Source organism: Maritimibacter sp. DP1N21-5 (assembly GCF_019218295.1).
Taxonomy (GTDB): Bacteria; Pseudomonadota; Alphaproteobacteria; order Rhodobacterales; family Rhodobacteraceae; genus Maritimibacter.
Genome location: NZ_JAHUZF010000006.1, coordinates 778,548 through 802,206, shown reverse-complemented (window position 1 = coordinate 802,206; position 23,659 = coordinate 778,548). Strand labels below are relative to the sequence as shown.

Here is a 23,659-nt window from a genome sequence, read left to right as displayed (position 1 = left end):
ATCTTGATACGCCGCGGTTCGATTCGGGTCAAGCAATTGATTCTAGGATGGAAGTTAACACCCGTTGCGCTAAATTGCGGCGCGTAGCGCGCGGCTACAGCCGCGATCCCGCGCCGGGGGCCACCCTACCCCCCGGCCAACCCCGAGCCTCGCGCACAGCGGGCATTTTTCGGGGTGCTATGCGCGATCCGCCAGCACCACCACGTTCTTGCCTGCCGCGACCAGCCCCTTCTCCTCGATCCACGCGCCGATCTGCTCGATCTCCGGGTGAAGCCACCGCAGGTCGGTGAGGTCAAGATACGCCCGGCTGGTCACGTCCTCTTGGGCGGGTTTATGGCCGAGAAGCAAATCTGTTCTGAACTTCTCGATGCGGCATTCGCGCTGCGAAATGTTCGACAGCGTTTTGCGAAGCCCATGCGCCCCGACGATGCGCCCCGCCACCTTGTCCACCTCGTCCAGCACCGCGCGCGGATCGGTGATGTGCCCGGCCTTACCACGGCTCGGGAAAACATGGTCGTTCCCGTCCGCCTTCTCGCAGGCCTCAAGCACCTTCGTCGTTGCGGTTGAGAGCGGCAGCATGATCGGCTTGCCCTGCTTTCGGTCGCCGAGGAACCAATACGACTTGGCGGGGTCGTCCTTGTCGATGTGAACGTCGCTCCACCGCAGACGCGCGGCCTCGGAGCGGCGGCAACCTGTGGTCATCAGGAACATCACGAAATTCACCCCGGCCAGCGCGTCGCGGTTCCGGGCTGTCAGGCGGGCGTCGTGCAGCGCATTCCAGACTAGACCGACCCGGTCGAACTCGATGTAGCGCATCGACCGATCACCTGCCGGTGCCCAGTGGCGCTTCATCGCGGCGACAGGGTTGTGCGGGATGAGCGGCGTTCCGTCAGGGAGGGTATGCTCATCGGCAGCATAGTTCATGATGATGCGGAGGACGACCATCGCAGAGTTGGCGCTGCCCGGTGCCCCGCCCTTCCTCTTCTTCCCCTTGAGGCCGTTCTTGACCAGCTCAGCGTGGCGCGTCTTCACCATGTCGCGGGTGATGTTGACCACGGGCATGTCGGCCCAGTCCTTGAAGGTCTTTTCGATGAAGAACCGATACCAATCCTTCGTGCTCTCCTTGAGCTTGCCGGGGCGGCTCAGGTAGCTGTCGAACACCTCCTTGAGCGTGACGCTTTCGGCCTCGGCTTGCTTCTTGACCGCCCTCGGGTCGATCCCCTCGCGCATCTGCTGAAGCAGACTCTGCGCCTTCTCGCGTGCCTGTGCCTCAGTATAAAGGCCGTAACGGCCGATTGTGATGATGACCGCCTTCCCGTTCACCCGCCCCTGGGCGACGAAGGCGCGGACCCCGCTGGCGGTGACGCGCAGGCCGTATCCGCCCACCTTGTCATCCCAATGAATCTCGTAGCCCGAGGCGGGCAGTTGCACCTTGTCGATGTAGGTCTTCGTGAGCTTCGGCATGTGGTTCTCCTATGCACATGCTAGCACCATGCTAGCACTCTAGGATTGCCTAGGACATTCTGCCATTATCACGCAACGGCATCAAGTCATTGTTTTTAAACGACTTTGTATGCTGTCGCTAGCTTGCGCTATCTGCCGTTAGGACCCCCGTGGGATACTGTTAATCAATTGGTCGTAGGTTCGATCCCTACCGCCGGAGCCAATAATCCATAAGATTACAGCTGCTTACCGAGACCGCCATTGGCGGTCCTTGTAGTTCTAGACCTCCCCCATAAGCAGGTCATAGGCAGGGAGCCCGTCATGCACCTCGCAGCACTTGCGTGCGGTTCCAACCGGACCTGAAGTTCAGAACATGAGCATGTGGCCGTCAAAGAGCAAACTCAAATCTGATGACGGAGCGCAATACGTCGAGTTCAGAGCTAGTCCCGATGAAAAGCTCCTTCGTTACTACGCATACGCTTGGATGGCCGCTGGTGATGATGAGCCGGTCTATCATTCCGATGGCGGTTACTGGTTACACACTGAAATGTCAGGCTACGATGACAGTATAGCTGAGTGCGAGGCGGCTGCGGGATCAAGTCAGAGTTGGCGAGGACCGACTTATAAGGGCGCAGACAAAGCTCATCAGCCAACCTGCCGACGCATCCATCTTCGGCGCCGATCTGGTCGACCACCATGGCCCAGAATATGGCGAGATAGGCGATCCCTCACCTAGATCCGCGGCTGATGGGCGGTGGCCTCCCTCGCGCCATACATTCGCTGGAAGGCCATTACCGCCGCAACTCGGTTCTTGACGCCAAATTTCTGCATGATGTTCGTCATGTAGAATTTGACCGTTTTCTCGCTGATCGACAGCCTGCTGGCGATCTCCTTGTTGGTATCGCCCGCTTCCAAGGCGCGGAGCACCTGCACTTCCCGCTGCGTCAACGCAACGTCGCCACCGGTCGACAAGGCGTTTCTGACCTGAGCGGCCCGCAACAGTGTCGTGGCGAACGCCGGCGAGACGAACGTGCCTTCGTCGAGAACCGTCGTCAGTGCGCCGCAAAGCTCTTCAACGCCCACACCTTTCAGGATGTAGCCGCGCGCACCCTCGTTGAGCGCCTTGATTGCTGAGCCCGGCGTATCGCAAACCGTCAGCAGCACGCATTTGGTGTCCGGCGACACGTCCCTGACCCGTTTCAGCGCCTGCATCCCACCGCCCGGCATGTCGAGGTCCAGAAGCATCAGGTCCGGCAGATGCAACCGGGCGAGCCTGGCTGCGTCATCAGCATTCGCGCCTTCCAGGATTGATGCAAAAATCGACTTGCTCTCAAGAATTGATACGACGCCCTGGCGAAACAACGGGTGATCATCAACCACCGCTACAGACAAATGCCTCTGCCCCACAAACCCACTCCCTTACCCGGAGCATCAGGACGAAAATGCGCCCCTGCCCGAGAACTCTTGACGAGGCCCCCCAGCCCCGCAAACAACAACTCGAAACCCAAAAACCGAGATTCCATTATGCAAGTATAACTGCATCAGCGGGAAAAAAACTGCCAATCGCGGAGCAACTTGTTGTCTTCAGATTGGAAACCATGCCTCAAGACACTGTTTTAGCGCAGTTTTTTGCATGCTTGCGGGAGTCACTTCCTGATATTCGAAAGCGGCAGAACGCATTCCATCTTTCCACCACCAGTTGAACGATTGCCCAGAATGCATGATCCACCAAGCGATTCAGCACGAAATTTCATGCCAAGCACCCCGAGTTGCGAGCCCTCCCCCCGCGATTCGGCCTGATCGGAAAGCCCCGGTCCCTCATCGCAAACACGTACCACCAGATTGTCTCCGACGATCTCGGCAAGAAGGGATTGGCCGGCGCCGGCGGCATGCTTGTAGGCATTGGCCAAGGCCTCCTGGGCGATCCGTGCAATGTTGCGGATGGCCGTGTCACTGAGAGGCAGACCCACCCTCTCGATATCAACCTCCACTGTCGTCCCGGTGCGCGCCTCGTGGTTGCGCACCACCGCAGACAGGGTCTCGGTGAGGTCGGAACTCTCGTCCAGATAGGGCGCGATCAACCCAGCCGAAACCGCCCGGATTTCGGCCATGCTTTGCTTGGCGGAATCCCTGATGTCCGCGAGCAGTTCCACGGCTTGGATACGGTCTTCAGGGCCCAGGCGTTTCACCCATTTTTCGAGCTGGTCGATGCGAATAAGCATGAATCCCTGAAGCTGCGCAGCGCCGTCATGCAGCTCGGCTCCGAAGCGCTTCTTCGTCATCTCGTCGACCCGGATGGCATTCTGCGTGGCGACATTGATCCTGCGAGACAATTCCTCGTTGGCCCTGCTGAGTTCGATCCGCTGGCGCAGGCGTTTCTCGAGCAAGACTTGCTGGTCTTCGATTTTCTGGCTGGCGCGACGCACGATCACGATCAAGATCACGAATGTCACTATCCCCACGATCAGGAACCCGAGCCAGTTTTCCTTGGCAGAACTGAGCAACGCGCGCGAGACGTAGTCGGCATTCTGGTAGAACTCGCCCACGGCGAGCACGCGATCGGTGCCGGTTTCATAAAGCGGGGCATAGACCTCGTAGAGCCGCACACCCAGTTGGCGTTCGCTCGCGTGCTCTTCGTCGTTCAGGTCGGAAAGGCGGCCGAGAACCTCGCCCCTCAGCGCAGGACCGATCTCTTCGGGGGAATGATCCGTGGGCGCCGCAGCGCCAGAGGCAAATACGATCGAACCGTCCGGGCGCCAGATCTTGATCGCCAGAAACTGCCCTTGATCCTCGAACCGCGCCGCAATCTCGCCCAGCGCGTCCCTGTCGCGTGGCGACAGGTCGACGGCCTGCGCGAGGGTTTGCACGTTGGGTTGCAAGGCCGTCTGAAGATAGACTGCGGCCGTATCGGTGGTCGCCTCCAGAATTCTCAAGGTCGCGCGGCTGTTGATCCAGTTGCCCAGGGCAAACAAGGCAAGCACAAGCACCAGAGCGAGCGCGAAGATGACCTGGTTCACCAGGCTGAGCTTGATTCGCCGCTGCCAAAGCCCGGCACCCTTTTTCGCCGCTTTTTCGCCTGAAACCCCGACAAAGGTCCGTATCGGACCAGACCTTTTGCGCATGCGATCCCGCCATTTCGTCCAGCATCCGTACCGGACCTTCCGACCGGATTCCGTAAGACTTTAGGCAATTTTGCGGCAGCCCGACAGCTGCAATGATTGGTCCAATGGGGCGATGGATGTCCGTCCTACTTGAACGGAACGCTCTGAAAACCGCCACTTCCAGGGGGGACCGGCGGGAGCGAACCAAAGGACAGGACTCCGGCAACATCACGCGCTGGCGGGTCAAATTGGACCTTCGCGCAGCTTGATTTGACAGGGGGATAAAATGATCAAATTGTCTGCAATCGACCTGAACTACCTTCTTGCACAGGTCAACATTCTCAACCACTACGACCAACTCGTAAGCCCGCTCGACCCGAATGGCGTGCGGGAAGTATCGGGTTCCAACAACAATCTCGTCGGCGGCTTCCAGTATAACGGCGACGGCACGGTCACCTGGACCGGCAACAACATCAACGGCGACTGGGGTCAGGCCGACACCGACTTCCTGCGCCTGTTCCAGACCGATCATCCCGATACCGGGATTCCGCAATATGGCGTGACCTATGATCCGACGGTGAAGATGGCCGCGATAGATACCAACGGTCAGACCCCGACAATTGATGATCCACTCAACCCTGGCACACCCGTTCAGAACCCCGCCTGGATCCCGACCTTCATCGACAACCCGATGCAGTTCGTGGTGCAAGACCTGGGGCAATCGACCCGCACGATCGCGCAGCTGATTTCGAGTTCGGATGTCGATCCGAGCAGTCCGACTTACAACCCCGCCGCCGCTGCGGCCATGGAAGCGCTCGGCGGGCATGCGGTGGCGACGTCCAACACGGTGGTCGGCAGCTCCGTCACGGCCGAAATGCCCAACCCGGGCATTCTCGGGGGCGTTCCTTACAACGAATGGTTCGTGGCTTTCGGCCAGTTCTTCGACCATGGCCTCGACTTCATTTCGAAGGGCGCGGGCTATGTGTTGATCCCGATTTCGCCAAATGATCCCCTGTATGACGCTTCGGCCGCCGGCCCGATGGCAAACATGATGATGCTCAGCCGGGCGAGCCTGTCCAACGGTCCAGGCGACTTCTATCTCGATCCCGCTACCGGCAACATGCACCTGATGAACGGCCTCACGCCGCAGTTCAACAACAACACCGGCCTTCTGATCGACCAGTCGCAGACCTACGGCTCGCACGTCTCGGTCAACGCGCTGGTCCGCCAGTACGACTCCAACGGTATCGTGACCGGTGCACTGATCACCGGCAACGAGGACGGCAACGGCGATGCGCACGATCTCGGCAAATGGACCGACATGCAGGCCAACGCCCTGCGCATCGGTATCGAACTGATCGACATGGATGTGCTCGATGCACCCATGATCAAGGCCGACGCCATCGGCCGGATCACCTTTGACGTGATCCCGGTCGGCACTCTGCCGTCGGGCATGGGGTATCGCTCCGACGAAACCCTCGCCCAAATGGCAGCACGTACCAACGTGGCCGCGGCTACCCTTGAGATGTACGACCCGTTCGAGCGCCATCCTGCTGGCACTTTCGATGCGGCGGGCAACGATATCGGCGGCACCGTGATGCAGTCGAACCAGGGGATCCTCGCCGACATCGCCCACGGCGCAAGCCCGCTGAGCGCGATGGGTATGCCGCTTCCCCCGGCTTCCGGCATCAGCGATTTCACCGGGCTCATCCCGGGCGTGCACTACTATGACGACGCCGCGCTCGCCCGGCACTACGTCTCCGGCGATGGCCGGGTGAACGAAAACGCCGGCCTCACGGCGGTACACCACGTGTTCCATGAAGAGCACAACATCCAGGTCCAACAGATCAAGGATCAGGTGACGGCGATCGCGCAGGATCTGTTCGATGCGGAAATGACCGCGAGCGGCAACGCCAGTGCGGCGCAGGCTGCGGCAGATGCCTACAAGGCAGACTGGGAAGCATCGCCCGGAATCTGGGATGGCGAAAAGCTCTACCAGGCGGCGCGGATCATCACCGAGTCGGAGTACAACCACATTGCCATCGACCAGTATGTCACCGGCCTCTATCCGATGCTGCCGGAGTTCGTCTCCTATTCTTCCGACATCAACATGTCGATCAGCCTCGAGTTCGCCCAGGCGGTGTTCCGTCTTGGTCACTCGCAACTGCGTGAGACGGTCCAGGTCGCCCTTCCCGACGACAATGGCCTGAATCCCGGCGAGCCGGGCTACATCGCCGGAAACTACACGGAAGTCGACCTGTTTGACGCTTTCCTGAACCCGGCCGTCTATGACGCGCACGGCGCGGCGGCGATCGCCTTGGGCCTGATCAACCAGACCGGCAACGAGATCGACGAATTCGTCACCTCTGCACTTCAGCAGTCGCTCGTCGGCGTGCCGCTCGATCTCGCGGCGCTCAACCTGGCGCGCAGCCGTGACGTTGGTCTGCCCACGCTGAACGAACTGCGCCAGCAGGTGTTTGACGGCCTCACCCAGAACACCAACAACAACGCGAACGGCTCGGGCCTCGCCCCCTATACCAGTTGGGCAGACTTTGGTGGCCACCTGCGCACGCCAGAATCGCTCGTGAACTTCATCGCCGCTTACGGCCGGGACGACGCCACCTTCGGCCTTCAGGCCGCTCGCTCGGCCTATGAAAACGGCTCCATGACGCTTCAGGACCTTCGCGCCAATGCGCAGGTGATCATTGATGCCGCAGCCGATACCAACCACGCGCTCCACGATGAAGCCGTGATGTTCCTGCGAGGCACAGGGGCGCCGGTCTTCGATACGGGGACCGGCCAGTGGCAGGTAAACGCCAACAACGGTGGCGACCAAGGCTTCTGGGATATTGATCTGTGGATCGGTGGCCTTGCCGAACAACCTCTGTTCGACGGCCCGCTCGGCACCACTTTCAGCCTCGTGATGCTGGACTTCGCCCAGCGCATGCAAGACGGCGACCGGTTCTACTACCTCTACCGGATGCCGGTGGGCCACCACCTTGGCGATCAGATCATCGGCGAGCAGTTCGCCGACCTGGTCATGCGCACGACGGGGCTCGATCACATCAACGGCGACGTGTTCGGCCAGGCCTCGGCCACGTTCATTCTCGACGGCGACACCTACGACAACGCTCGCGACGGGACCGGTGTCGATGATGCCTACGGGACCAACGACTACTTCAACGCGATTTACGAGACCCTGCCGGGTTCGGTGACGCCGTTTGTGCTGGCCAACAGCAGCTTCGAAGCTCAGAAGCTCGGCAACGGCCTTGGCACCACGAACACCAATGGCACCTACCTTTCGGGAAGCCCGGACAGCTGGACGGTGACGCAAGGTGGCATCTGGGCGCCAGATACCGAAACGGATCTCGACCCGGACTTTGTGGTGGACCCTGCCGGAATGTTGGGTTCGCAGGTCGCATACATCAACGGCACAGGCACGCTGTCGCAGGATGTCGACGCCACCGCGAAGGAAGGGGCAACCTACGCGTTGTCCTTCGCCTTGGGGAACCGCGAGGACCAGCCAACATCGTCGGTTCATGCCTACCTCTACGCCGGGGCGACGCTTCTGGCCGACACTGTTGCGCAGAACGCTGATGACGGCTGGATCAACGTGACGTTCGACACATCCAACCCGATGGCGGCGTATGGGCCGATTGACGCGGCAGTGGCCGGACAACAGCTGCGGATTGTCATCCATAAGCTTGGCGATGCGACGGCCGAGGACGCCGGCGCGACGCAGGTGCTGATTGACAATGTCAGGCTCACGGAAAGCACCCCCGGTGGCAGCGCCAACGACGGTCACATCGTTGTCGCAGGCCTCGAGGGGAACGATTACATTATCGGCGGCCTTGGCGATGACACGATCTACGGCGATGCCGGCAACGACCTCATCGAAGGCGCCCAGGGCAACGACCACCTCTATGGTGGCGATGGCGACGACTGGATCACCGACTACGAGAACGACGACTTCATCGCGGGCGGTGCCGGGAACGACTACATCTCCGCCGGTCCTGGCGTGCTTGATACGATCCATGGCAACGAGGGTGACGACGAGCTGCACGGCGGCGATGGCATCGACGAAGTCTTCGGCGACGATGGCGACGACCGTCTCTACGGCGAAGGCGACACCGACCTGATGATGGGCGGTGAAGGCAACGACTACATGGAAGGCGGCGACAGCGTCGACGAGATGTTCGGCGGGAATGGCAACGACTGGATGCGCGGTGGTGTCGGCGACGACAACATCAACGGCGGCTCCGGCAACGACCTCATGGAAGGAGGTCTCGGCGCCGTGGCCAACGACGGCGACCGCCTCAACGGCGACACGCTGCCGGGCGCCCTTCCGGTGATTGAGTGGAACGGGGACGGCACCGAAGGCGACATGGACATCGTCAGCTACGAAGATGTTCCGATCGCCGTGTTTGCCAGCCTCCAGACCGCCAACGCCAACGCGACCTCGTCGAACCTGCTCGACACCTACGCGCTGGACGAAGGCATCGTGGGCTCGGCCCAGGACGACGAACTGGAAGGTGCGGACGCGGGCGGCACGGCCGGCAATGGTCCGCGCAACCAGCTCATCGGCGGTGCCGGCAATGACCGACTGATCGGTCTCGGCGATACCGACTGGCTCTTCGGCGGCGCAGCGGTGGTCCGCAACGATCTCTGGGTCGATCTTGACGCCACGAGGGCTTACGAGGACGGCTCGCTCTACTCCGACACGGCCAGATACGAAGTGATCGAGAACTGGTATGGCACAGGAGAAACCCGCGTCCGGTTCCTAGACACGGGCGAACTCGGCCACATCCTTGGCGACAACGGCACCGACGGCACGGCAGACGTCGCGGTCTACCGTGGGAATATGGCCGACTACGAAGTGTCTTTCCTGGAAGATGGCCGGGTCATGGTGGTCGACACCCGCCCGGTGCCCGCTGACCCGCAGGCGGAGCCGCATGACGGCACCGACTACCTCTGGGGGATCGAAACGATCGAGTTTGCTGACGGGACCATGAATATCACCCCGACTCCGCCGGTGCTTGATCTGCATGCAGCAGACAGCGGTAACCTGCGCGACGAGTTCTCGACATCGAGCTTCGCCAACAGTGACGGTACGATCGCCTGGACCTCGGCCTGGACGGAAACGGGCGACGACGGCACCCCGGGCAATGGCCAGATCCAGATCGACGGTGGCTTCAACGGAACCAACCAGCTGCGGCTCGCAGACGCCGGCAACGGCGCCAGCATCCAGCGCAGTTTCGATCTGAGCGGTGCGACCTCCGCGGAGCTGAGTTTCGACTACTCCGAAAGCAGCTTCGACTTCGGCGAGAGCGTCGTTGCGGCGGTGTCTTTCGACGGCGGCACTGTCTGGCACGACCTTGCCGTGAACCTGAACGCGTCAACCAACAACGGCGGCACCTTCACCGTCGATCTTGCCTCCCTGCTCGGTACCAGCGAAAGTTTCGGCCCGGATGCGATCATCCGCTTCACCGCCAACACCTCGGGCAATGGCAACGGCACGATCCGGATCGACAACCTCAATGTCGACATCGGGATTGCCGTGAATGACGGCAGTAACGACTACGCCGCCACCTTCACCGAAGACAGCGAAGCGGTTGCGATCGCCTCGGGTCCGTCGATCACCGACGACAGCCCGACGATGACCTCGGCCCGGATCGTGCTCACCAACGCCAAGGATGGCGACGTGCTGCACGAAAACGGCATTGGTGGCGATGGCATCGCGGGCAGCATAGACACCTCGGTGCCGGGCGTGATCACTCTGACGATGTCGGGCGAGGCATCTCTGGCGGCCTATCAGGCGGCGATCGCGGCGGTGACCTTCGAGAACTCCTCGCAGGCGCCGGACGAGACCCCGCGCGTGATCGAAGTCACCGTGAATGACGGGTCCTTCAACAGCAATGTCGCGGTTTCGACCATCGACGTGGTGGGTGTCGTGGACCCCGTCAACACGGCGCCGGAAACCGTCGTTGTCAACTTCAGCGGCGCTGTCCAGGTCCCGACCTGGGCGCTGCTGGCAAACGACTTCGGTGACACTGCACTGACCGTCACCGGTGCCTCGGAAGTGGGGAATACCTCGGGCTTTTCCGTCAATCCCTTCACGACCGGTGACACAGTTGTCAGCCTGACGAAGACGACCGGCAACAACCGAACATTCTCCTACACCGCGACCGACGGAGTTTCGTCCGATACCCAGAATGTCTCGGTTGGGACCGACACCTTCGGAACTGTCAGCGGCAGCAACGGCGCGGACATCGTGATCGGTGACAACGGTGGCGACACCTTCGACGCAGGCGGTGGCAACGACATCGTATTTGCCGGCGGCGGTGACGATACCATCGAGTGGTCGGCTGGCTCCAACAGCAACGATGGGCGCGACTACGTTGATGGCGGAGCGGAAGGCTCCAGTGGCGATACCTTTGTCGTCAACGGGAACTCCACCGCAGAGAATTTCGTGATCTACTCGCGCCTGGAAGCCGATGCAGCCGGTATTGCTGGTCTGCGCCCGGAAACCGAAATCGTGGTAACGCGCAATGGTGCGGTCATCGCGGAACTGGTCGACATCGAAGAGATCCGGGTCAACACGGGATGGGGCGCCGACAATGTCACTGTTGTCGGAGACTTCTCGCCGACGCAGCTCAACTACAACACCATTACCATCAACGATGATGATGGTGGTGATGAGGTCGACATCTCCGCACTCACCTCCGGTCACCGGATCGTCTTCAACACCGACACCAACGGCAACGTGACGGGTGACGTCCGTCCTCAGGACGTCGTCAACCGCAGCGGCACGCCGTCGGATGGAGATGCTGAAGGCAGCGACGACAGCGAGGCCGAGGCCCCGCAGGGCGATGGCGCGAGCAGCACCGGCGGCTCGGTCGGCCTGGCCGGTCCCGACTTCGACGATCTCGGAGCACCGAGGGTCGGCGGCAATGAAGCCGACGTGCTGGTTGGCGGCGATGAGGCCGACCTCGTGATTGCAGGCGGCGGAGACGACGTCGTGCTTGGCGGCGGCGGCGACGACATGGTGTTCGGAGATGCTGGCGACGACCGTGTCCTCGGCGGCGACGGCGATGACTGGGTTGTCGACGGCGAAGGCGACGGCAGCGACTACTACTGGGGTGGCAAGGGCAGCGATACGCTCGACTACTCCGGTCATACCGGGGACGTCGATGTCGATCTCGGCAGCGGTATCATGGGCCACGGCCAGGTGACCGTCGGCACCGAGCATGACGTCATCTTCGGCTTCGAGAATGTCGCGACCGGCTCCGGCGATGACACGATCACCGCAAACAGCGCTGTCAACGTGATGGACGGTGGAGACGGCGACAACGTGTTCGTCTTCCGCTCTGCCACGCATGCCGACGGCGACCAGATCGTTGGTTTCAACATAGGTGACAAGATCGACCTCAGCGGGATCGACGCCGATCAGACCACCGCCGGGCACCAGTCCTTCGTGTTGTTCACCAATGGAGGCCTCAACGCCGCCGGACAGTTGAACGTTACCTACGAAATGCACGACGACGGCGAACATACGATTGTCTCGGGCAACGTCTCCGGGGGCGACGATGCCGACTTCGAGATCGACATCACGGGCCATCATGCGCTGGCCGCGACAGACTCGATCATCTCGTAGTCGCACACCGGAGGGCCCTTCCGGGCCCTCCCACCGATGCTTCAAGACTTTGTAGATTTACCATTTTTCCGGTGGGGGACGGACATATGAGCAACAAACGACGCCGCAATCGCGCCAGCGCCGAAACCGTTTCGGAACGGCTCGGCAATTACCGGGGGACGGTCATTTTTCTTCTCGGGCTATCGCTCCTGATCAGCATTCTCGCCCTTACCGGCGCCTTCTACATGCTTCAGATCTACGACCGCGCCCTTACCAGTGGCAGTGTGCCGACCCTGGTGGCGCTCTCCGTTCTCGCGATCAGCCTGTATCTGTTCCAGGGCGTTTTCGATACGCTGCGCAAGCAGATCCTGGTGCGCGTCGGCGCCCGGTTTGACGCCCGCCTCGCCCCGCTCGCACACCGCGTCTCGATGGAAATGCCGCGCTACGGCTATTCCACCGCCGAGGCGCTCGAACGTGGACGCGACATCGACACGATCCGTGGCTTCATTTCCGGACCCGGCACCGTCGCGCTGCTCGACGCTCCCTGGATGCCGGTGTTCCTCGCCTTTGTGTATTTCCTGCACCCGCTCCTCGGGCTGCTCACCTTGGCCGGCGCTTTCGTTCTGATCCTCATTACGCTGTTTACCGAGCTTCTCTCGCGCAAGGCGGCGGCAGACATGCAGAAGGCGGCCATCGCGCGCAGCGCCGTGGCAGATTCCAACACCCGCAATGCCGACGTGCTGAAGGCCATGGGTTTCGGAGAGCGTGCGCTCGCCCGCTACGCCGAGGCCAACAGCCAGCACCTGCGCCTGCACACCCGCGCCAGTGACATCTCCGGAACCTTCGGCAGCTTCTCCCGCGTTCTGCGGATGATGCTGCAATCGGGGCTCCTGGGTCTTGGGGCCTATCTTACAATCCGTGGGCAGCTCTCGCCCGGCGCGATCATCGCCTGTTCGGTCGCCTCCTCGCGCGCGCTTGCACCGATCGACGCCGCCATTGGCAACTGGAAAGGGTTCACCGCCGCGCGCCGGTCGTTGAACCGGCTGAAGGACACGCTCGCCTCGCTCGACCTCGATGACGACTATGTCGAGCTCCCTGCCCCGACGCAAAACGTGAAGCTCGAAGGCGTAACCGTAGTCGCCCCGGTGAGTGGCGCGGTGTTGGTAAGCGATGTCTCTTTCGCGCTCGAGGCCGGCGACGCCGTTGGCCTGATCGGCCCATCGGGCGGCGGCAAAACGTCGCTCGCCAAGGCAATCGTCGGTATCTGGCCACTGCTGCGCGGCCATGTCCGCCTCGACGACGCCGACCTGAGCCAGTGGCGCGAGGACGCGCTTGGGATGCGCATCGGCTACCTGCCGCAGGACGTTGCGCTGATGGATGGAACGGTTGCCGAGAACATCTCCCGTTTCGATCCCAAGGCCACCAATGACGATATCATCGCCGCGGCGAAGGTCGCGGGGGTGCATGACATGATCGTGCGGCTCACCGACGGCTACCAGACGCCGCTCGGGCCGCAGGGCATGTCGCTCTCCGCCGGGCAACGCCAGCGCATCGGCCTCGCACGCGCGCTGTATCGTGATCCGTTTCTGGTGGTGCTCGACGAGCCGAACTCGAACCTGGATTCAGAAGGCGACAAGGCGCTGACCGAGGCGCTTCAGACGGTGCGTTCGCGCGGCGGAGTGGTGATCGTGATCGCGCATCGGCCGAGTGCGCTGGCGGCCGTTGACCTTGTCGGCGTGATCCAGAACGGACGCCTCGCCGCGTTCGGCCGCAAGGAAGAGATCCTGCAAGGCGATGCGAAGGTCACCCCGTTCTCGGCCGCAGAAGGCAAGACCTCGGAACGGCCCGCACCGACCGACCGGAAACCGAAGCCGAGGAAAAGGAGTGGGACCAATGGATGACCAACTGAAAATCGGTATCCCGGACGACGAAGCCGCAATCGCTCCGAAACAGAAGTTCCGCCTGACCGTGGCTTCAACCGGTCTGCTGGCCCGCTGGATCTTTCCCCTCGTCGTGGGCGCGATCGGATTTGCCGGTGACAAGAACGTCGCGGCCACACGTTCCGACACGGACCAAGAAGATGGAGCGGAGAGCCGAAAGCACAGCGGTGAGGACAAGGCCGAAGGCGCGCCCGAAGCCAGGCACACCGCCACGCAGAGCGTAGCGCAACCTGACGCAGGCGAGGGCCCCGATACGCCAGATACCGGGTCGGCGTTGCCCGACGATGACGTGAAGGTGGTCCGTTTGTCGGAGTATCGGCACTGGCGAGGCATCAACCAGCCTGATGCACTGCGAATGCCACGCGCTCCCATTGCGCGGTTGTTCAATGATGAATTCGACTTCGACGACTTCATTCCGGTCGGCGCGCCGGACCAGCCAGCATACTCGGGTGCGCAGCGGCCAGGCGCCCCGCGCCGGCAGGCCGAGCAGAATGAGACGCGACAAGAGACTGACGACGACCAAACACCAACGAAACGTGTCGAGGTGGGTCGGAACAGGCCGCCGGTAGCGACCGGGCGCGTGCGCCTGCCGCGCCTTGGTTCGGACGATGCGGTCTTCCTTGCCACCTCCATGCTGCTGGCCGGAGCCAGCGATCCCGATGGCGATCCCTTGTCCATCACGTCTTTGACCAGCGATACCGGCAGGGCCGCTCTGCAAGGTAACGGGACATGGCTTTTTGCGCCGGAAGAGGGGTTCATCGGCACGGCTACTCTGCGTTTCACGATCAGCGACGGCAAATCATCCATCGTTCGGACAGCCGAGATCGAGGTGACTGACAAGGGTTACAACGTCTTCACCGGTACGCCCGGTGACGATGTGATCATCGGATCAAACGGAGACGACCTCGTTGAGGCGGGCGACGGTGACGATACCGTTCACGGCGGTGCCGGAAATGACGTGATCTACGGGCATTGCGGCGACGACCTCCTTTTCGGCGGTCCTGGCGACGATGTGATTTTCGGCGGCTGCGGCGATGACGAGATCCACGGCAATGAAGGCGACGACGTCCTTTACGGCGAAGACGGTCATGACCGGCTTTTTGGGGATGCGGGCCATGACACCATGTTCGGCGGCGATGGCGATGACATGCTCGATGGCGGCGACGGCGATGACGTGGTGATGGGAGAGGACGGTAACGACAGGCTGTCCGGATGCAAAGGCAATGACGTGCTCGACGGCGGCGCCGGGGACGACACCATCGACGGCGGCGCCGGCGACGACATGATCGTCCAGTCAGACCCCTGCGGCAAGGACGTGATTGACGGCGGACAAGGGTACGACACGATCAATCTGGCGCAGATCGAGGAGGACAGCCGAATTGACCTTGGCGCGGGGACCATGAGGATCGGCGACGGTCCCGAAAGCACGCTGGCGAACATCGAGAACTCCGTCGGGGGCTCTGGGGACGACGAAATCGGCGCGAGCGCTCAGGTGAACGTGCTTACCGGTGGCGCGGGCGACGACCGGTTCATCTTCGACAACTTGGCCGATCTGGAAAATGACGGGTCCGGCAATGACCAGATCACTGACTTCGCCGTAGGCGACCGGATCGACTTGTCGCTGATCAACGCGGAACTTTCGGGCTATGGCCTGACACAACTGTTCTTCGCTGGTGCCTACGCCGGGTTTTTCCAGGCGACCGGAGCGATCCAGTACTATTTTTCTCAGCTTGAAGAGGAAGAAGAGCACACGATCATCCGCGGCCGATACAGCGATCACGACGACGACGATGATGATGACGGCCATGAGTTCGAGCTCGATCTGCGGGGCCATCATGACCTCGACGAACACGATTTCATCTTCGATCACCAAAACTGAACGAGCAAGTAATTCGCATCGCGCCCGACCGGGCCATGCAGGACTTTTAGACGTGGGGGACAAACGGATGACTGCAAATTCGACGAAAACCAAAGGCACGATCGCTGATTTCTCGATCCGCGGGCGCATAGTCTTCAGCCTCGTCGCGGCCGCGGCACTGATCTTCGCAGGCTTTGGCTGGGCCGCACGTGCGCAACTTGCAGGCGCAGTCATCGCGCACGGCGAAGTCATCGTGCGTAGCCAGCTCAAGAAGATAGAGCACCCCGATGGCGGCATCGTCGGCGAGATCCTTGTAGAAACCGGAGATACCGTCGAGGCCGGCGACGTTCTGATCCGATTGGACGCAACCCAGATCCGGGCGGAACTCAGCGTGGTCACCTCGAACCTCGCCGTGCTTGAGGGCCGTCGCGCCCGCCTCATCGCGGTGCGCGACGACGCGGAGACAATCGTCTTCCCGGATGGGTTCGAGGCCGGTCCGCAGACCAGCGCCATCGCCGAAAGCGAGCAGCGCCTTTTTGAACACGACCGTGACATGCGCAGCCTGCGCCTCGAACAGCTCGGCCTTCAGATCGAACAGTATGAAGAAGAAGTCGACGGGCTTCAGGCTCAGCTCGACGCCACTGAAGCCGAACAGGTGATCGTTGCCGAGGATCTTGACCGGATGCGCGAACTGTCCGGGAAGAACCTGGTCGAGCGTGCCCGGGTCACGACAGGCGAGCGCGAGCTCGCCCGCATCAATGGGACCGCAGGCGAAACAACGGCCGGAATCGCCCGGGTCAAGTCGCGCATTGGCGAGACGCGGTTGCGGATCCTCGAACTTGAAAACCAGGCGCGCACCGACGCACAACAGCAGCTTGGCGAGATCGACGCCCGTCTTGCAGAATTGAAAGAACGCGCCCTTGCGATCACCGACCGCCTGTCGCGCACCGACTTGCGTGCGCCGATTTCCGGCACCGTGAACGATCTTGCGATCCACACCATCAACGGCGTCATCGCGCCTGGAGAAACCGTGATGTCGATCGTGCCCGAAGGCGAGCTGATCATTGAAGCGCGCGTGCCGGTCACCGATGTTGATCAGGTCGCCGTTGGTCAAGCCGTGAAGCTTCGTTTTTCCGCTTTCAACCAGCGCACGACTCCCGAAGTTCCGGGTGAGGTGAGCGTGATCGGGGCTGCGGCCACAGTCGACCCGGTCGACGGGGTGCCCTACTACCTCAGCCACATCCTGATCGCGGACGCGCAAGATGCCATGCAAGTAGAACTGGTCCCAGGCATGCCTGTGGAAGTGTTCTTTCAGACCGAGCAGCGCACCGCGTTATCGTACCTGGCGAAGCCTTTCACCGACCAGATGCAGCGCGCGTTCCGGGAGGATTGATCGCCGGCCTCACCCCACAGGCCGTGCGAGACCGAAGGCCGCTGGCGAGCATTCTCTCGCCGGCGGCTGGAGGTCTTGCGAGGGGGCGCATCAGGCACCACCGCCAGCTGCTTGACGGTGCTGGCAGCACGCCGCGGATCTATTTGACGAACCGACAGACGCGCCCTCATTCAAGCGGCGCGACCTCGATCGGCGCGATCGTGCTGCCTTCGGGTTCGAAGATCTCAGGGCGGTAGCCGATGTCCTGTTCTTCGATGGCGATGTCGAAGAGCGGGGCGCCGATGACGAAGCGGCCGACGATGGTGTTGAGGCCGAGACCGGTTTCGCGCGCGACGTTGACTTCGACCGAGGCAAGCGCGTGTTCGGCGTTGGGCAGGCGCAGCACCGCGACCCGTGCCCCCGCCTCGCGCATGAAGACCGAGAAGGCGTCGAGCCCGGTGTTGATCGCGCCCAGCACGGGCGAGCGGGAGGGTGCCACGGTTATGATGTTGTCCAGATCGCCGTGGATCATCAGCACGTCGAGATTGCGCGCGCCGGGGCAGTCGCGCATCGCATAGTTGCCGGAAATGCCGATCACGCCCGCGATCCGGCCGGGTCGGCTGCAGGCATAGTGATAAGACATCATCGCGCCGTTGGAGTGGCCCACAAGGTAGATGCGCCCGTCCTTGACGAGACCCGCATCCTCGAAGCGCGCGATAATCCGGTCCAGCGTGCCAAGATCGTCGATCCCCTGCGCCGCCGCCGCGCCGCAGCAATAGCCCGCGTTCCAGCCCTTCCAGTTGTCGTCGTAAAGCCGGGTCAGGCGGCTGCCGTCGATATAGACGGCGCGGAAACCGCCGACGGTCGCGATCTTCTCGAGCGGAATGGAATCGGCCATGTAACCCGAGTTTCGCCGGGCCCCGTGCAGCATGATGACAAGGGGCGCGGGCAAAAGCTCAAGCCGTTCGGGCGAGACGCTTTCGACCATGCGGCCTTCGATCTCGAAACTCTCCACCTCGACCTGCGCCGACAGGGGGCGGGCCAAGAAACCTGCCAGAACGAAGAGAAAAAGGGCAACAAAGCGGAACATGCGAAACCTCACGGGGGATCCTGGGGGAAAGGGCGTCTTGCGCGGCGCACTATGGCGCTTTGGTTCGGGGTTTGGAATCCGGGTTCCGAGAAATTTCCGAGAATCTTTTGCGTTCGTGCAACATTGCGCGGGTGACGCCCGATCGGGCCTGCCCGTTTCCCCCGCAAGTCCCTGCCACGCGGCGCTTTTTCGCCGATGTGCCATATTTACCGTCTTGTGGGAGGACACATTTCCGCCCTATTTCCGCCGCGCCTTCGCCCCAACCCAAGCGCAGGATTCGGGCAACGATGCCGGCCACAAGGCATTGACCCTTCACGAACAGGGTGGCGAACCCACCACGGCAAAGGTCTCCGGGCACGAACCCTGAACCTGCCAGACAGGACCAGCATAGGTCCAAGGAAGGAAAGAGGCATGGCGAGCTACAACGACCAACGCCAGAACAATGACGTTCAGAGCCGTGACGAGGCGGTGCGCCGCGCCGCGGCCTCAGAGGCCGCGAGCCAGACGCCGGAGACGGCGCCTGCGATCACGGCGGCGCTCTCCGCGACCGATACGCCGAAATCGGTGTTTCGCGACTGGGCGGCGATCTGAGACAGAGCTTCAGACGGGGCCCCTGCGTAACAACGCAGTGGGGCCCCTTCCATTTTCGGGCCCTCGCGATGCGCGGCAATCCGAGCATCGCCCGCGCGCCGAATTGACCGGCTGCACCGGACAAGCGACAGTCCGTCTCATGTGCGCCGACATCTCCACGCTTCCGAATCTTGGCCCCGCTACCGCTGCGGGGTTTCACCGGGCTGGCATCGCCAGTGCCGAGGAACTCCTCGCGCTCGGGGCCGACGAAGCCTATCGCCGCTGGCTCGCCGCCGGCGAGGCGCCGCATTTCATCGGTTATTACGCCCTCGTCATGGGGCTGCAGGGACGACCGTGGAACGATTGCCGCGGCGCCGAGAAGGAGGCGCTCAAGCTGCGGTTCGAGGCGCTGAAGGACGGTATGACGCGCAATGCGACCGGCTTTGAAGCGGTGCTCGACGAAATCGGCATCCGCCCCCGCGCGTGAAGTCGCAGGAAACTACGGTGATGAAAATTCTGCTCGTCCTCCTGGCGCTCGCCCTGCCCCGCTTCGCCGTCGCGGAAGAGGTCTATTTCCGGCAGGACGGGCTCGACCGGCGGTTTCAGCTTCTGATCCCCGAGGGTGTCGAAGGACCGAGGCCGTTGATCGTCGTGCTGCACGGGCTGTTTCAATCCGATCGGGGCATGCCGCGCGTCACGCGGCACCAATGGGAGCGGATCGCGCTCGATCAGGGCGCGGTGCTCGTCTATCCCAATGCGGTCGGCAAGGTCTGGAACATCGGACAGGGCGAGGCGGCGGCGCTGCTCCGGCCCGCGCGCGACGACCTCGCCTATCTCGACCGGGTGATCTCGGTCACCTCGGAGCGGGTTTCCATCGACCACGACCGGGTGTTCCTGGCCGGGTTTTCCATGGGCGGGCAGCTTGCCTATGCCTATGCCTGCACCCGGCCCGGGCGCGTGCGGGCGGTGGCGGCGCTCTCGATGAACCTGCCCCGCGTGCTTGAGGACGACTGCTCGGGAACCCCGCCCTTTCCGGTCTTTCTGTCGCTGGGCGACGAGGACCCGGTGATGCCCTACGACGGGGGCCAGATCCCGGCGGGACCGGGTTTTTCGATGAAGATCATGGGGTTCGAGGAGACCGCCGACTTCTTCGCGGCCCGCGCGGGCTGTGGCGAGGGGCGGCAGGAAAGCCAGCGCGACGTGATCGACGACGGAACGGCCTTGGTGTTTCAACAAAGGCTGGGCTGCGCCCTGCCCGTCTGGACGCTTCGGGTGCGCGGTATGGGACATTACTGGCCCGGCGGCGGCCCGGACATGTCACCCCTTCTGATCGGGCGCAGCACGGAAGAAATCGACGGCGCGCAGATCGTCTGGCGGTTCTTCAGCCAGTTCGACTGAGATCCGTCTCGTCGTTCGCGCCCGGTGGTCGCGTCCCGGCGGCCACACGAAAAAGGCCGCCCCGAGGAGCGGCCCATCCGAAGATCAAGACCTGAGCCGATCAGCCGACCAGTTCGAGGCCCGAGAAGAAATAGGCGATTTCCTGGGCGGCGGTGTCTTCGCCGTCGGAGCCGTGGATCGAGTTTTCACCGATGGAGAGCGCGAAGTCCTTGCGGATGGTGCCTTCGGCGGCATCGGCGGGGTTGGTCGCGCCCATCACTTCACGGTTCTTCGCGATGGCGTTTTCGCCTTCGAGGACCTGAACCACGATCGGCTCGGAGGACATGAACTCGCACAGTTCGTCATAGAAGGGGCGCTCGGCGTGCACGGCGTAGAAGACGCCCGCCTGTGCCTTTGACAGGTGAATGCGTTTCTGGGCGATGATGCGCAGGCCAGCGGCCTCGAGTTTGGCGTTGATCGCACCGGTGAGGTTGCGCTTGGTGGCGTCCGGCTTGATGATCGAGAAGGTGCGCTGAATGGCCATGTTCTGTCCCTTTGGTTCGTCGGGCGCGTGCCCGGTGGAATGGTCGCGCGCCTGCTAGCACGGGCTCGGGTTCGGGGAAAGGGGTTTCGCCGCAGTTGCGCTGCGACGACCGGTTGGGGAGAGGCGCTGCCTCTCCCCAAACCCCTCTCCGGGATATTTGTGGACCAGAGAAGGGGAATTGACCGTGCCGGGTGCTTGGGGCAGTGAGGCGGCATGTTGAAGATCGAAGATATATCCTATTCCGTCGAGGGGCGTCCGCTCATCGAACATGCCTCTGCCGTGATCCCGGAGGGACACAAGGTGGGGCTTGTCGGGCGTAACGGCACCGGCAAGACGACGCTCTTTCGCCTGATCCGGGGTGAGCTGGTGTTCGAGACCGGGTCGGTGTCGATGCCCAGGGGCGCGCGGATCGGCGGTGTGGCGCAGGAAGCGCCGGCGAGCGATGTGTCGCTTCTGGACACCGTGCTCGCGGCGGATACCGAACGCGCGGCCCTGATGGCCGAGGTCACGGAGGATCCGACGCGGATCGCCGAGATCCAGACGCGTCTCACGGATATCGACGCCTGGTCGGCGGAGGCGCGGGCGGCGTCGATCCTGAAGGGGCTCGGCTTCGACGACCCCGATCAGGCGCGGCCCTGTTCGGATTTCTCGGGCGGCTGGCGGATGCGCGTGGCGCTGGCGGCGGTTCTGTTTTCGGAACCGGACCTGCTACTCCTTGACGAACCGACCAACTACCTCGACCTCGAGGGGGCGCTCTGGCTCGAGAGCTATCTGGCGAAATATCCCCATACGGTCATCGTCATCTCGCACGACCGGGGTTTGCTCAATCGCGCCGTGGGGTCGATCCTGCATCTCGAGGACCGCAAGCTCACGCTCTACAAGGGCGGATACGACACCTTCGCGCAGACCCGCGCGGCGCGGCTCGCCGTGGCCGAGGCCGAGAACCGCAAGAACCAGCAGCGGCGCGACCACTTGCAGAGCTTCGTGGACCGGTTCCGGGCCAAGGCCTCGAAGGCGAAACAGGCGCAGAGCCGGCTCAAGATGATCGAGAAGCTGAGTTTCATGTCCTCGCCCAAGGAGGCGGCGCTTCGTAAGTTCAGCTTCCCCTCGCCCGAGGAACTGTCGCCGCCCATCGTGAACATGGAGGGCGCAGCGGTCGGCTATGACGGGGTGCCTGTTCTGTCGAAGCTGTCGCTTCGGATCGATCAGGACGACCGGATCGCGCTTCTGGGCAAGAACGGTCAGGGCAAGTCGACGCTGTCGAAGCTCCTCGCCGGGCGTCTTCCAGCGCTGTCGGGCCGGATGGTCAGCGCGTCGAAGCTCCGGATCGGTTACTTCGCCCAGCACCAGATGGACGAGCTTTATCCCGATGAGACCCCCATCGACCACCTCCGGCGGCTCAGACCCACGGAAAGCCCCGCGCGCTTGCGTTCGCGGCTGTCGGGTTTCGGGCTCATGGCGGAACAGGCGGATACGGTCGTGGCGCGGCTCTCGGGCGGGCAGAAGGCGCGGCTGACGCTCCTCATCGCGACGATCGATGCGCCGCATATGCTCATCCTCGACGAGCCGACCAACCACCTCGACATCGAGAGCCGCGAGGCGCTGGTCGAGGCGCTGACGGAGTATTCCGGTGCGGTCATCCTCGTGAGCCACGACATGCACCTTCTGTCGATGGTCGCGGATCGGCTCTGGCTCGTGAAGGACGGGCGCGTGACCCCCTTCGACGAGGATCTGGAGGCCTACCGGAAGCTTCTTCTGACCAGCGATGCGCCCGCCAAACCGCAGGTGGAGGCGCCAAAGCCCAAGCGTGCGTCGAAGGACGAGGTTCAGGCACTGCGTGCCGAGGTGCGCAAATGCGAGGACCGCGTCGCCAAGCTCGAGGACATGCGCGGAAAGCTCGCCACGAAACTCGCCAATCCCGACCTCTATGAAAAGGAGAAGATCGGCGAGATGGAAGTCTGGCAGAAGAAATACGCCGAGGTGATGGAAGGGCTCGACCGGGCCGAGGCGATGTGGGTGGCAGCGCAGGAAAAGCTCGACAGCGCGATGGCGTGACGGGAAAGTTGCGGACATGACCTTCGACCAGCTCATCCCCGCCTTCGTCACGCTCTTCGTGATCATCGACCCGATCGGGCTTGCACCCGTGTTCCTCGCCCTGACCCGCGACATGACGAACGGGCACCGCTGGGTGGTGGGGCTACGGGCCGTGCTGGTGGCGGCGGCGATCCTCACCGTCTTCGGGCTCGCCGGCCAGGCGGTTCTGGACCTTTTCGGAATTTCCATGGCCGCCTTCCGCATCGCCGGCGGGGCACTCTTGTTCCTGACGGCGCTCGACATGCTCTTCGAGCGGCGCAAGCAGCGGCGGGAAAGCCAGTCGGAGGCGAGCGTGCTGGACCCCGCCGACGATCCCAGCGTCTTTCCCCTGGCCATGCCGCTCATTTCCGGGCCCGGTGCGATGGCGACGATGATCCTGCTCATGGGCAATGCCACGGACGTGGGGGGCAAGTTGGCGGTGCTGGGCGTGATGGTCGCGGTGCTCGTAGTGGTCTTTGCCTTCTTCCTCGCCGCCGGGTGGCTTGGCCGATACCTCAAGGACACCGGGATCAATGTGGTGACGCGGCTTCTGGGGATGCTGCTGGCTGCACTCGCGATCCAGTTCATGATCGACGGTCTGGCGCAGACGCCGCTCTTCGGCTGAGGGCTTTGTTGAGACGGACCTATGGCAATGCGC

The 23,659-nt window shown here is 62.8% G+C and carries 14 protein-coding genes; 9 read left to right on the top strand and 5 right to left on the bottom strand.

Annotated elements, in window-relative coordinates; all coding sequences use genetic code 11:
* Nucleotides 1-177: 177 nt before the first annotated feature.
* The 3 genes from KJP29_RS11570 to KJP29_RS11560 form a co-directional block, all read right to left on the bottom strand.
* Nucleotides 178-1,464 carry an integrase family protein gene (locus KJP29_RS11570; RefSeq protein WP_218463709.1) on the bottom strand — a complete coding sequence of 429 codons (1,287 nt, stop codon included), beginning with the start codon at nucleotides 1,462-1,464 and terminating at the stop codon, nucleotides 178-180.
* 711 nt (nucleotides 1,465-2,175) lie between these two features.
* Complete coding sequence (locus KJP29_RS11565; RefSeq protein WP_218463708.1) at nucleotides 2,176-2,835, bottom strand: response regulator transcription factor; 660 nt, start codon at nucleotides 2,833-2,835, stop codon at nucleotides 2,176-2,178.
* A gap of 254 nt (nucleotides 2,836-3,089) precedes the next feature.
* On the bottom strand, nucleotides 3,090-4,565 hold the full coding sequence (locus KJP29_RS11560) for a sensor histidine kinase (protein ID WP_218463707.1): 1,476 nt from the start codon (nucleotides 4,563-4,565) through the stop codon (nucleotides 3,090-3,092).
* Between the two features lie 538 nt (nucleotides 4,566-5,103).
* Between KJP29_RS11560 and KJP29_RS11555 the strand changes: the two genes are divergently transcribed.
* The 4 genes from KJP29_RS11555 (at nucleotide 5,104) to KJP29_RS11540 (ending at nucleotide 17,368) form a co-directional block, all read left to right on the top strand.
* Nucleotides 5,104-12,198: a peroxidase family protein gene (locus tag KJP29_RS11555; RefSeq protein ID WP_218463706.1), complete on the top strand. Its 7,095-nt coding sequence runs from the start codon at nucleotides 5,104-5,106 to the stop codon at nucleotides 12,196-12,198.
* Nucleotides 12,199-12,284: 86 nt separating this feature from the next.
* Nucleotides 12,285-14,078 (top strand): type I secretion system permease/ATPase, encoded by a 1,794-nt coding sequence (locus tag KJP29_RS11550; protein WP_218463705.1) that lies wholly within the window; start codon nucleotides 12,285-12,287, stop codon nucleotides 14,076-14,078.
* Entirely contained in the window at nucleotides 14,071-15,996 is a 1,926-nt protein-coding gene (locus tag KJP29_RS11545) for a calcium-binding protein (RefSeq protein ID WP_218463704.1), read from the top strand. The genes KJP29_RS11550 and KJP29_RS11545 overlap by 8 nt, the downstream gene beginning before the upstream one ends.
* Complete coding sequence (locus KJP29_RS11540) at nucleotides 15,908-17,368, top strand: HlyD family type I secretion periplasmic adaptor subunit (RefSeq protein ID WP_218463703.1); 1,461 nt, start codon at nucleotides 15,908-15,910, stop codon at nucleotides 17,366-17,368. The genes KJP29_RS11545 and KJP29_RS11540 overlap by 89 nt, the downstream gene beginning before the upstream one ends.
* Nucleotides 17,369-17,534: 166 nt before the next feature.
* On the opposite strand, the gene KJP29_RS11535 is transcribed toward KJP29_RS11540, so the two are convergent.
* Nucleotides 17,535-18,437: a PHB depolymerase family esterase gene (locus tag KJP29_RS11535; RefSeq protein WP_218463702.1), complete on the bottom strand. Its 903-nt coding sequence runs from the start codon at nucleotides 18,435-18,437 to the stop codon at nucleotides 17,535-17,537.
* A 411-nt stretch (nucleotides 18,438-18,848) separates the two neighbouring features.
* Here KJP29_RS11535 and KJP29_RS11530 point away from each other — a divergent pair, with 411 nt between their 5' ends.
* The 3 genes from KJP29_RS11530 to KJP29_RS11520 all read left to right on the top strand — a co-directional run bounded on the left by KJP29_RS11530 (nucleotide 18,849) and on the right by KJP29_RS11520 (nucleotide 20,405).
* Nucleotides 18,849-19,028 carry a hypothetical protein gene (locus KJP29_RS11530; protein WP_218463701.1) on the top strand — a complete coding sequence of 60 codons (180 nt, stop codon included), beginning with the start codon at nucleotides 18,849-18,851 and terminating at the stop codon, nucleotides 19,026-19,028.
* Between the two features lie 139 nt (nucleotides 19,029-19,167).
* Nucleotides 19,168-19,494: a TfoX/Sxy family DNA transformation protein gene (locus KJP29_RS11525; protein WP_218463700.1), complete on the top strand. Its 327-nt coding sequence runs from the start codon at nucleotides 19,168-19,170 to the stop codon at nucleotides 19,492-19,494.
* Between the two features lie 20 nt (nucleotides 19,495-19,514).
* Nucleotides 19,515-20,405 carry a PHB depolymerase family esterase gene (locus KJP29_RS11520; protein ID WP_218463699.1) on the top strand — a complete coding sequence of 297 codons (891 nt, stop codon included), beginning with the start codon at nucleotides 19,515-19,517 and terminating at the stop codon, nucleotides 20,403-20,405.
* A 100-nt stretch (nucleotides 20,406-20,505) separates the two neighbouring features.
* Here the strand turns inward: KJP29_RS11520 and ndk are convergent, their stop codons facing one another.
* Complete coding sequence (gene ndk / locus KJP29_RS11515) at nucleotides 20,506-20,928, bottom strand: nucleoside-diphosphate kinase (protein WP_218463698.1); 423 nt, start codon at nucleotides 20,926-20,928, stop codon at nucleotides 20,506-20,508.
* 213 nt (nucleotides 20,929-21,141) lie between these two features.
* Between ndk and KJP29_RS11510 the strand changes: the two genes are divergently transcribed.
* Nucleotides 21,142-22,983 carry an ABC-F family ATP-binding cassette domain-containing protein gene (locus KJP29_RS11510; protein WP_218463697.1) on the top strand — a complete coding sequence of 614 codons (1,842 nt, stop codon included), beginning with the start codon at nucleotides 21,142-21,144 and terminating at the stop codon, nucleotides 22,981-22,983.
* A 16-nt stretch (nucleotides 22,984-22,999) separates the two neighbouring features.
* Nucleotides 23,000-23,626 carry a MarC family protein gene (locus tag KJP29_RS11505; protein WP_218463696.1) on the top strand — a complete coding sequence of 209 codons (627 nt, stop codon included), beginning with the start codon at nucleotides 23,000-23,002 and terminating at the stop codon, nucleotides 23,624-23,626.
* Nucleotides 23,627-23,659: the final 33 nt, after the last annotated feature.

What these genes read in the sequence shown, in the direction of transcription:
- KJP29_RS11570 (WP_218463709.1), bottom strand. Translation starts at nt 1,464, where the DNA reads ATGCCGAAGCTCACGAAGACCTACATCGACAAGGTGCAACTGCCCGCC.
- KJP29_RS11560 (WP_218463707.1), bottom strand. Translation starts at nt 4,565, where the DNA reads ATGCGCAAAAGGTCTGGTCCGATACGGACCTTTGTCGGGGTTTCAGGC.
- KJP29_RS11550 (WP_218463705.1), top strand. Translation starts at nt 12,285, where the DNA reads ATGAGCAACAAACGACGCCGCAATCGCGCCAGCGCCGAAACCGTTTCG.
- KJP29_RS11545 (WP_218463704.1), top strand. Translation starts at nt 14,071, where the DNA reads ATGGATGACCAACTGAAAATCGGTATCCCGGACGACGAAGCCGCAATC.
- KJP29_RS11540 (WP_218463703.1), top strand. Translation starts at nt 15,908, where the DNA reads ATGATGATGACGGCCATGAGTTCGAGCTCGATCTGCGGGGCCATCATG.
- KJP29_RS11535 (WP_218463702.1), bottom strand. Translation starts at nt 18,437, where the DNA reads ATGTTCCGCTTTGTTGCCCTTTTTCTCTTCGTTCTGGCAGGTTTCTTG.
- KJP29_RS11530 (WP_218463701.1), top strand. Translation starts at nt 18,849, where the DNA reads ATGGCGAGCTACAACGACCAACGCCAGAACAATGACGTTCAGAGCCGT.
- KJP29_RS11525 (WP_218463700.1), top strand. Translation starts at nt 19,168, where the DNA reads ATGTGCGCCGACATCTCCACGCTTCCGAATCTTGGCCCCGCTACCGCT.
- KJP29_RS11520 (WP_218463699.1), top strand. Translation starts at nt 19,515, where the DNA reads ATGAAAATTCTGCTCGTCCTCCTGGCGCTCGCCCTGCCCCGCTTCGCC.
- ndk (WP_218463698.1), bottom strand. Translation starts at nt 20,928, where the DNA reads ATGGCCATTCAGCGCACCTTCTCGATCATCAAGCCGGACGCCACCAAG.
- KJP29_RS11510 (WP_218463697.1), top strand. Translation starts at nt 21,142, where the DNA reads ATGTTGAAGATCGAAGATATATCCTATTCCGTCGAGGGGCGTCCGCTC.
- KJP29_RS11505 (WP_218463696.1), top strand. Translation starts at nt 23,000, where the DNA reads ATGACCTTCGACCAGCTCATCCCCGCCTTCGTCACGCTCTTCGTGATC.